Genomic DNA, 9,328 nt, shown 5'->3' on the forward strand with positions numbered 1-9,328 from the left:
AAGGTGTTTTCTTTTATACAAACAGGGAGATGGAATCTCAAGACTGATATCATCTTAAGACTGTTTCCTTTAAAAGAAGCAGAGAGAAGATCATCGTCTTCTTTATCCATCATATTTAAGTTGTAACAAGATGACGAAAAGAGAATTACAACAAAATGAAGGGAGAAAATTTATGTACTCAAAATCAAAATGGAGAAACAAAGAATGGAAGAATATCGTAGATGATGTATTACGGACCGGTGGAAATCGTAAAAATTCTGTCAAACGTATCATCTATGAATTCATGCAGGATCAAAAGGTTCATGTAGAATACATTCAAGAAGAATTTGGAATTGGTGGAAAAGGACTTTTTTTTGACAGCCAGAAATACGCTGTCTGGTTTAATGAAAATGGGATCAAGATTTCAAAGGGAGAAACAACACAAGATAATTCTAAGGATTCTGTATTGATCAATTGGACTGATGTTTGCATTGAGATTCAAAAGATGCTTGCAGAAGGCGTTTATCAGACACAGAATATTTTGGATCGAGCTTACGATAATGCAATTAAGGAACTTGCGGAACGTATCTTTTTCATGAAACGAGAAATTGTAGATGATTACTGGGATATCTTGGATGTACTCTTAAAACTTAATGACCATCCAGAAAAAGAATATGATCAGGTCATGCCAAGTAATACGAATCAGCTGGAAGAAAAACTAAGAAATCCAGAGTCATCCAAAAAATTAGGAAATCTTTTAAAGTATATCGCTCTCGAATATCAGAAACATCCAGAGATCGCGAGATGTCATTTCAATTCACCAGACGAGATTTGTCAGATGTATGAAAGATTTGCATTAAAGCGTAAGGAATTTCATGCAAATAGTGATTTTACTTGGAAACATCCAGATATTTTTATCACACAGGATGAGATTGATGAATTCTTAAGAAGAGGGGGAGCTTATGAAGATGGAAAATTTAAAATCTATTCCTTCTTTTTGCTGCACAAAGATAAAACATTGTGTTCCAATTTCTTAAAAGACAGATATGGAATCGGTGGATGTTCTCATGCTTTATGCGGAGCAGATAATTCTAGTGCTGATTATAATGCAAAAGGATTAGTGCTAAAAAGAAGCGTAACAGGCAAAGAAAATTCGATTCGTCTAGGATGGCCAATGGTTGCTAATCGTGTTTCTTATTTAATTAAAAAAGAGCAATTTCTTACAGGAAAAGAATATTTAAAACTGCATGATTATGAGGCACGTGTGATGGCGGATCATGTGATCATATTTTATCATCGTTTGCCAGAAGACATTGTGCGTCCTTTTGAAGATTCTATTTTTTATGATCAGACAAAAAGAGAAGTATATAAGATCATCAGCAGCAAAACAAAGTTTTCAAAACTTTTGAGTTCTATGAAACAGGATCTTCAAAAGATTCCAAAAAATTTTGAGAGGGTTGACGAGACTTACGAGAAAAAAGAAAGACTTTTAAATGAGCTGCAAGGATATCATGATGGGACTTATACACTCTTCCCATTTCAGAAACCTGAAAAGAAAGAAGATGTTGAAAATTGGACTCAGATGAATCTTTTTGACTTTATTTGATCATCATTTTGTAGGAGAAAACGTACTAATTGCAGTGCGTTTTTTCTTATATGTGAAAAATGGAAATACAGAAATCTATCATATTTATAGAAAAGGAGAAAATGATTATGGAAAAATTTTTAAAAGAAATGAAAAATGGGGAATATGCGATTGTCGATTCAAAAACAGTAATTTTACTTGATAAAGATGCTGATTTTACTGTTTGTTTTACATTAGATCCAGATTCCGATGTGGCTGTAAGAATTAGATTCAGGCCTGATGATACTATGGAAACAAAAGTAAATATATCTACCGATGCAGAAACAAATCTTATAACACTTACTTGTATTAATTGCGAAAACACCATGGAATTTTGTTCATCAGATCCGATTTATCTTGGAAAATATCATGAAAAGGATTTATATCTAAATTTTTGGGTTAATTCCGCCGGATACGATTCCATGAAAAAGATTACTTATACACTTTACAAAGAATTATAGAAAAAGGGGAAAATCATGCAGAGAATCTTTATGTTTATTTTTTCAATCGGATTCATCTTATATATCTTGTGCGCCATCATTGCGAAAATAGAAGGCGATTTTTGTATTATGAAAGGGCGAAAATTAGAATCACGGGAAGATATTGGAGAGCGTTTAAAATATAAAGTTATTATCAGTCAAGTGGAAGAAAGCATAAAATTAACTCAATATTTATTTTGTGTCGTTGAAGCTATTGGAGGAAATGGATTTATCTTGATGGAAGCTTATAAAAATGCAATGATTCAGCCAAGTATTGACGACCAAATGATTTCTATTTTGGTAAGTCTTACATGTTTTGTGTTATTTAATTTTCCGTTTATCGCATGGCAATTCTATTTACTCAAAGATAATTAAAAAAGGAGAAAATCATGCAGAAAATATTTATTTTCATTTTTGTAGCCGGATTAGTTCTATATACCGCAAGTGCGATTCTTGTGAAAATTGATGAAAATCGTCGCTTTAAAAAAGCAAAAAAATTCAATGATGATAAGATCATTGATCGTTACATGGAAGAAAACAGAAAGTTTTCGAAGAATTGCAAATCATCTCAGTATGTGTTTGTGATATGTGAGATCATTGGTGGAATCGGATATTTCCTGATAATGGGATACAATGGATTGATCATGCAACCAACTATAGCTAGCAAACTGTATCTGATTTTCATGATAATCGTATTGCTGTTGTTGTTTGCCATCCTTATTTTGGAGCAGTTGTATATCATCAAAGAGATTTTTTAAAAAGGAGAAAAAATGAAGTGTGAATATTGCGGATATGACGGAGATGGATTTGAAGAAGGCGAATTCGGATTTTGGTGTCCAGACTGTCAGGGGCTTCTTTATAAAAATGGAAAAGAAGATTACAGTCAAGCAGATATCATCTTAGAAAAACCAGTATCAGATCATCGCCCGATCATCCAAAAATCAAGGTTAAAAAAGCAGCTGTCACCTTTAAGATATCCTGGTGGAAAATCAAAAATGATCGATCAGCTGCTGCCTTATATCAAAGGAAAGAAATATTTTGTAGAAGCTTTCTGTGGCGGAGCCAGTTTTGGTCTTTCACTTTTAGAATCCGGAATGATTGAAAAACTGATATTAAATGATCTGGATCCGAATGTGTATGCATTTTGGGATACGGTATGCAATGAGAAGTACGAAGAACTCATTGATAAGATCAGAAAATATCAGCCAAGTAGAGAATCCTATTTTTTGTACCAGAAACGAATGCTCAAAGCAAGCATTTCAACGATTGATCGTGCATTCTACTTTCTTGTGATCAATCGTTGTAGCTTTTCAGGAATTCAAACAGCAAATCCAAAATCAAACATGGAAGATCGCTGGCTTCCTGACACTCTGATCAAACGGATCAAAAAGATACATTCTATGAGTAATCAGATCGAAGTGACAAATAAAAATGCAATGGAACTGATCGAAGAAATGTATTGGAATCCAGATACTTGTATTTTTGTTGATCCTCCTTACATTGAAAAAGGAGATTGTTTGTATCCAGTAAAATTTCATTTGCATCAGGAATTAGCGGAATTGATCACAGAACTACTGAGAGAGACAATATGTAATGACCCCCAAGTTTGTAGGATCGTGGATTTACCTGTATACTATGAATTGAAAACTAACAATGGTAACAGGGATTACCGCATACAAATTGGAGGTCATTATATGAATTATAACACAGTTTACGTAGGAATGGACGTTCATAAGGAAAGTTTTACTCTTTGTTCTTGCAAATATGAAGATGAAAAGGCATCTCATTACCAGAGAACACCAGCCAGTTACAAGAATGTATTAAGATATCTTGCATTTCTTCGCACTATATATGGAGAGGATACAAGATTTGTGTGTGGCTACGAAGCAGGATGCCTTGGGTATTCTTTGTATCATCAATTGGAAAATTTTAATGTGGAATGTGTGATCCTTGCACCAACTACAATGCTCGAACAACGAAGCAAAAGACGGATCAAAACAGACAAAAGAGATGCGGAGATCATTGCCAGATCCTTGGCACAGCACAATTACAGTCCGGTACATATTCCAACGGAAACAGATAATCAGACAAAAGAATTCATCCGTATGCGTGATGATCATAAAGCGGAATTGAAAAAGATCAAACAACAGATCCTTTCTTTCTGTTTACGTCAGGGTTATCAGTATGATGGAAGTGGTAACTGGACAGCAAAACATGTGAAATGGCTGAGATCATTAAAACCAGCAGGGCTTTACAAAGAGATCCTGGATGAATATCTGCTGACTTATACAATTCTGACAGATAAACTGAACCGTCTGGATCAGAGGATTGAAGAACTAGCATTCAAAGAAGAGTATAAAGAATCTGTCAGTAAGTTAACCTGTTTTCTAGGAATCAAGACACATACTGCGTTATCTGTAATTGTTGAAGTTGGAGACTTTCAGCGTTTTGTATCTGCACGAAAGTTTGCAGGGTATCTTGGATTGGTACCTGGACAGCATTCCAGTGGCGATGACAGAAACGGACTTGGCATTACAAAAGCAGGGAACACCCATGTACGCAGACTGTTGGTAGAATCCGCACAAAGTTATACCCGTGGAAAGATCGGATATAAATCAAGAGTCTTAAGATCACGACAGGCGGGAAATTCACCGCAGGTAATCAATTATGCAGACAGGGCAAATGAGCGTCTGAGACGGCGCTATTATAAGATGGTTCTGAAAGATGGCAAGAAATATAATATTGCAAAAACAGCAATTGCGAGAGAGCTTGCTTGTTTCATATGGGGAATGATGACAGATAATATTTACTAATATAAATATAACACATCGATCACCATATCAAGACCAAGCCGCCAAAGGCGGTACTGTGTAGTCTTGACATACTGATCGATGTGCTATAAATGATAATCAAGATGATGTAAGCCGGTCTCTGCCGCATACATCATCCAGCCTGTAATTAAAGTTGCAACTGAAGGCATCCCGAAAGAGTTTCGAACATGTTTAGGTTTGAACTATCTACGAGGAAACTCTGTTGGCACAGTAATATCTGTGATCCACGTGAGGGAGACAGCTAGAGTTCGCGGCGGACCATTGACCTGTTGGTAACCAATCCACGTATATCAGAGTGGCCAATGCCGGGAACTGATACATCGGAACTCTTTCTGGATATCTTCAGAAACAATAAAATAAAAATTTGTTGTGATTTCTGTTAATTTACTATTGACAAAGGTCATTACATATCAGTTTCCAGGATGTGCAGATATTTTACTAACTTATGATGATCAGGAAATTTTGCATGAACTGTACGATCAAAATCATATTGGAATACATATCGTTCATAGAAAATACAGTTGCAATCGTTAAAAAGGAGAAAATCATGAAAGAAAAAATCATTGAAATTCATTGTGCTGAAGAGTTTGATAAAATGTTTTTACATTTGGATTCTAAATATTTCAATTGTCGTATGGGATTATTAACAAATGATCTTGAAATTCTTTTTTCTTTAAAAGAAAAGGATTTACAGGAAGCATACAAAAAGCTTTTGAATAGTGATAATACATATACGAAATTTGAATATCTTGTCGAATATGAAAAGGAACATTATATTGCATTCAATTGTTATATCCCTTACATCAACCCTGAAAATAAATTATATGAAGTGGAGAAAGAAGAAGCTTTAAAATTGTCTCAAACAGAACTTTTCAAAGATGTAAGACTAGTTTTTGGAAATTTGAAAATTGGAAGTATTTTGGGTTATGGACATGAGTTTTTATTTCTGATTCCAGTAACAATCGATGAAACGAAACTTCATCAAATGGAAAAGGAAATATATAAAGCAATGTATCCGTTTTACAGTCAAGGAGTGAAAAATCATGAAGAAAGAAAAAATTTATAATAAAATCATTCGTATTATCAGAGAGATGTATGAGATCCAGACTCCTGTGATCAAAGATGTGAAAGAAATCTTAATTAAGAAAGGATATACTGTAAACTACTCAGGAGCGATGAGTTCATATAGTGGCAGCTATCAATTATCTCATGCAACAGGAGAAGAACATAAGATACTGATTCCTTTCCTCTCTAAAGAAAGAGAAAATATGCTTCTTGCTGAGGCACTTTTTGAGATAGAAACCGGAATGCAAGATCATGCAGAATGTAAAAATCTGGCACGAAGATTGATGATACCAACAAAAGAATTCTTGCAGCAGGTTAATAAAAATGAAAGTGAAGGTCATAGAATCAATATTTCAAAGGTTGCAGTTCACTTTTATATTGATGAATCTAGTGTGATTGCAAGAGGCAGAGAACTTGGAATATTTGATATTTTGTAAAAGAAGGAGAAAAGTTATGGAGATTAACAAAAAAGAGCTTGCCGTTGGAAATACGGCTTATGTTGTAACCAAGAAATACGATTCAGATCAGATGAAACAAGTATATCACATTGATCCGGTTGAAATTAAAAAAATTGGTCGTAAATATATTACGGTTACCGTACAATACTGGGATCAGGAATTTTGCTTAAAAGATGACGGAGTCATTTACGAATTTGCTTTAAAAAATAAGACAAGCGGAGCAAATGATGTTTTATGTTTATCTGAAGAAGATGCGAAAAAGCATATCTTAAAACAGAATCTTTTGATGAAATTTCGAAATAAAAGATTCTGTGAAAATGACTGCAATCTGGATCAACTGCTACTTATGAAAGCAGGATATTTTTATGATCCAACAGGTCCAATGGCAAAACATTGGCAGAAGATTTTGGAATATGAGAAAGGTAATTTTTAATTGTTATGCAGGACGGGGAATTTCCCTTGTCCTGTTTTACTAAGAAGAAAGGAAAATCAAATGGAAAGAGACTATAAGATATACGATTTAAGAGGATTTTGTAACCTGCAAGATGACTGTTCAAAATGCAGATTAGATGCATTAACAGACAATTGTGACTTCGATGAACTGCCAGATGAAAAGATCGATCAATTATACAAGATCGTTGAAAACATAATCCATAAAGGCACAGAGGAAAATTCAATCACAGAAGAGCTCACAGGCGTTGTAAAAGATGTCAACAAAGGATCCAAAACAGTAACAAGTATTCTGGAAGAAATCAAAAGAGAAATGTGTGATGAATATTGCGTGCATGCAAAATTAACACCAAATTTTCAAAAGGGAGCAGAAGAAACATGTAACAGATGCCCACTAAATAAATTGTAAAAGGAGAGAATCATGACTATCACACAGATTACAGAAAAATTAAAATCACCCGAATATGATTTTTTGAAAACAGATCCACATCTGGGAGATCATATCATCCTTCTTGGATTGGGTGGATCTCATGCATATGGAACCAATATTGAAACATCAGATCTGGATATCAGGGGTTGTGCAGTCAATCGAAAAGAGGAAATCTTAACGAACAAGAATTTTGGACAACGATGTGATAAAACAACAGATACTATGATCTACTCGCTTAACAAATTGATCAGTCTTCTAAGTAATTGTAATCCAAATACCATTGAATTGCTTGGATTAAAGCCAGAACATTATTTGTATGTCTCTCCAATCGGGCAAGAGCTGTTAGATCACCAAAAGATGTTTTTATCAAAAAAAGCAGTGCAATCTTTTGGTGGATATGCTTACAGCCGGTTACGAAGACTAGATAATAAAGCAGCACGAAAAACTGGTCAGGCAGAAAGAGAACAACACATTTTGAACAGCATTAAAAACGCTTCTTACGATTTTCAGGAGAAATATTTTTCTTATCCTAAGGATGCTGTCAAATTGTATATTGATAAATCGGAACGGGAAGAATTGGATTCTGTAATCTAACGCATCAAGTAGATGAATCTACCATCTGTCAATGCACAGGATTGAGAGACAAAAGTGGAAAGCTGATTTTTGAAAATGACATTCTTAAATGTGGAAGTTGTACAATTGTCCATTGGAACGAGAAGTATGCATCTTGGACACTTACAAGAAAAGGATGGATGTATAACCATTTCTTTGGAGAAGCACAAGATCCTGAAGAGTGTGTAATCATAGGAAATATTTTCGATAATCCAGAATTGAAACATAAATATGATAAAAATGAGGAGAAATAATATGAGAAAAGTAGAATTTGCACCAGATCAGTTGGGAAAAGAAGCGTTTGAGACATATTCTAATTCAGATTACAACTTTTTTGTAGATGAGAATGGAATGTATTACGGAGCTATTGGGAATGGAGAAAAATTTCAGTTGGGTTCCATGAAAGATGTAGAATCATTTCTGATGGAAGGATAAACTACCAGTAATTTCCTGTATACATTGATATATTTTGTCTGTTATACTCTAACAGATGATTCATTCCATGCAATTTGATTCAGCTTTACATTTAATGTGAAAGGGGAGCTGATCGATATGCTGAATGAGAAAAATATAAATTTTTACACATTAATTTGCATGGAGTTTGGTGTCACTGGTGGTATCGATATTCATGAGGAAATTAATACAGGATCTATTGATGAAGCAAATGCATTTTTATCTGCGAATGCTCCAAAATATCCAGATGCTTTTTGGATCTTAAAACCATGTCATATGATTTTATAGATGTTCTTGTATTAAATTAAAGATCAGATAAGGAAAAAGGAATGAATCATTATTTTGTAGTCAGTTTCGATAATTTATCGGGACTGACTTTTTTATATGTGAAAAATGAAAGCGATAATTTCACTCATATTTATAATAAGAAGATCATAACCAGAAAGGAGACTACGACATGAAGATACTTTCCACATATAAAGTAAAGATCAAGACATACAACCATATCTTTCACGGAACCGTGGAAGTCTATCGCCATGCCGTGAACTTTCTGATCGATGTCTGTCTAAAAGAATGGGCAGAGATCAAAAAGATCGATCTGTCACTATCTCGTCAGCAGTATGTGGAACGGCTATGCCATTTTACGAAGAAGCATCCGGAAACAGTTTATGACTTTGACAAAAAGTTTTATAAGTTTCCGAGTTTCCTTCGCCGTGCTGCGATCAATGAAGCAATCGGCAAGGTCTCTTCTTATAAAAGTAATCTGAAAAACTGGGAAGAGGAAGACCCAAACATTCGTGGACGCAGACCTTCGTTTCCAAGAGCCGGATATATCTGCCCATGCATGTATCGCAAAAACATGTATCAGAGGACTGGAGCCTATGAAGCAAGGATCAAGGTATATATCCGAAATACCTGGGACTGGCTGGACATTAAACTCCGGAAAT

Annotated in this window: 14 protein-coding genes; all 14 read left to right on the top strand. The window is 34.7% G+C overall.

What is annotated here, in order from left to right:
• Window positions 1–172 precede the first annotated feature (172 nt).
• Complete coding sequence (locus QZL64_RS10360) at window positions 173–1,585, top strand: hypothetical protein (RefSeq protein ID WP_021841925.1); 1,413 nt, start codon at window positions 173–175, stop codon at window positions 1,583–1,585.
• 107 nt (window positions 1,586–1,692) lie between these two features.
• Window positions 1,693–2,064: a DUF6864 domain-containing function gene (locus tag QZL64_RS10365; protein ID WP_021841926.1), complete on the top strand. Its 372-nt coding sequence runs from the start codon at window positions 1,693–1,695 to the stop codon at window positions 2,062–2,064.
• Between the two features lie 108 nt (window positions 2,065–2,172).
• Complete coding sequence (locus tag QZL64_RS10370; protein WP_296309547.1) at window positions 2,173–2,457, top strand: hypothetical protein; 285 nt, start codon at window positions 2,173–2,175, stop codon at window positions 2,455–2,457.
• Between the two features lie 14 nt (window positions 2,458–2,471).
• Complete coding sequence (locus tag QZL64_RS10375; protein ID WP_021841928.1) at window positions 2,472–2,840, top strand: hypothetical protein; 369 nt, start codon at window positions 2,472–2,474, stop codon at window positions 2,838–2,840.
• 12 nt (window positions 2,841–2,852) lie between these two features.
• Window positions 2,853–4,895 (top strand): IS110 family transposase, encoded by a 2,043-nt coding sequence (locus tag QZL64_RS10380; protein ID WP_021841929.1) that lies wholly within the window; start codon window positions 2,853–2,855, stop codon window positions 4,893–4,895.
• A gap of 565 nt (window positions 4,896–5,460) precedes the next feature.
• On the top strand, window positions 5,461–5,979 hold the full coding sequence (locus QZL64_RS10385) for a hypothetical protein (protein ID WP_055161781.1): 519 nt from the start codon (window positions 5,461–5,463) through the stop codon (window positions 5,977–5,979).
• On the top strand, window positions 5,957–6,415 hold the full coding sequence (locus QZL64_RS10390) for a hypothetical protein (protein WP_021841931.1): 459 nt from the start codon (window positions 5,957–5,959) through the stop codon (window positions 6,413–6,415). Before QZL64_RS10385 ends, QZL64_RS10390 begins: the two co-directional genes overlap by 23 nt.
• Window positions 6,416–6,431: 16 nt before the next feature.
• Window positions 6,432–6,869 (top strand): beta barrel domain-containing protein, encoded by a 438-nt coding sequence (locus QZL64_RS10395; RefSeq protein WP_021841932.1) that lies wholly within the window; start codon window positions 6,432–6,434, stop codon window positions 6,867–6,869.
• A 60-nt stretch (window positions 6,870–6,929) separates the two neighbouring features.
• A complete protein-coding gene (locus QZL64_RS10400) occupies window positions 6,930–7,295 on the top strand; it encodes a hypothetical protein (RefSeq protein WP_021841933.1) in 366 nt (121 codons plus the stop codon).
• 12 nt (window positions 7,296–7,307) lie between these two features.
• Window positions 7,308–7,910: a DNA polymerase beta superfamily protein gene (locus tag QZL64_RS10405; RefSeq protein WP_021841934.1), complete on the top strand. Its 603-nt coding sequence runs from the start codon at window positions 7,308–7,310 to the stop codon at window positions 7,908–7,910.
• Window positions 7,892–8,182 (top strand): YopX family protein, encoded by a 291-nt coding sequence (locus QZL64_RS14585; RefSeq protein ID WP_369665159.1) that lies wholly within the window; start codon window positions 7,892–7,894, stop codon window positions 8,180–8,182. Before QZL64_RS10405 ends, QZL64_RS14585 begins: the two co-directional genes overlap by 19 nt.
• 1 nt (window position 8,183) lies before the next feature.
• Entirely contained in the window at window positions 8,184–8,363 is a 180-nt protein-coding gene (locus QZL64_RS10410; RefSeq protein ID WP_021841935.1) for a hypothetical protein, read from the top strand.
• Between the two features lie 117 nt (window positions 8,364–8,480).
• Window positions 8,481–8,669 (top strand): hypothetical protein, encoded by a 189-nt coding sequence (locus QZL64_RS10415; protein ID WP_021841936.1) that lies wholly within the window; start codon window positions 8,481–8,483, stop codon window positions 8,667–8,669.
• A 169-nt stretch (window positions 8,670–8,838) separates the two neighbouring features.
• Window positions 8,839–9,328 (top strand): hypothetical protein (locus tag QZL64_RS10420; protein WP_296309550.1); only part of this gene is annotated, 490 nt, incomplete at its 3' end.

The organism is Veillonella sp. CAG:933 (assembly GCF_000431435.1).
In the GTDB taxonomy this organism is placed as follows: domain Bacteria; phylum Bacillota; class Negativicutes; order Veillonellales; family Veillonellaceae; genus Veillonella_A.

Coding starts and splice junctions, on each gene's coding strand:
- QZL64_RS10380 (WP_021841929.1), top strand. CDS start 2,853: ATGAAGTGTGAATATTGCGGATATGACGGAGATGGATTTGAAGAAGGC.
- QZL64_RS10395 (WP_021841932.1), top strand. CDS start 6,432: ATGGAGATTAACAAAAAAGAGCTTGCCGTTGGAAATACGGCTTATGTT.
- QZL64_RS10375 (WP_021841928.1), top strand. CDS start 2,472: ATGCAGAAAATATTTATTTTCATTTTTGTAGCCGGATTAGTTCTATAT.
- QZL64_RS10385 (WP_055161781.1), top strand. CDS start 5,461: ATGAAAGAAAAAATCATTGAAATTCATTGTGCTGAAGAGTTTGATAAA.
- QZL64_RS10370 (WP_296309547.1), top strand. CDS start 2,173: ATGAAAGGGCGAAAATTAGAATCACGGGAAGATATTGGAGAGCGTTTA.
- QZL64_RS10405 (WP_021841934.1), top strand. CDS start 7,308: ATGACTATCACACAGATTACAGAAAAATTAAAATCACCCGAATATGAT.
- QZL64_RS10360 (WP_021841925.1), top strand. CDS start 173: ATGTACTCAAAATCAAAATGGAGAAACAAAGAATGGAAGAATATCGTA.
- QZL64_RS10365 (WP_021841926.1), top strand. CDS start 1,693: ATGGAAAAATTTTTAAAAGAAATGAAAAATGGGGAATATGCGATTGTC.
- QZL64_RS10410 (WP_021841935.1), top strand. CDS start 8,184: ATGAGAAAAGTAGAATTTGCACCAGATCAGTTGGGAAAAGAAGCGTTT.
- QZL64_RS10415 (WP_021841936.1), top strand. CDS start 8,481: ATGCTGAATGAGAAAAATATAAATTTTTACACATTAATTTGCATGGAG.
- QZL64_RS10400 (WP_021841933.1), top strand. CDS start 6,930: ATGGAAAGAGACTATAAGATATACGATTTAAGAGGATTTTGTAACCTG.
- QZL64_RS10390 (WP_021841931.1), top strand. CDS start 5,957: ATGAAGAAAGAAAAAATTTATAATAAAATCATTCGTATTATCAGAGAG.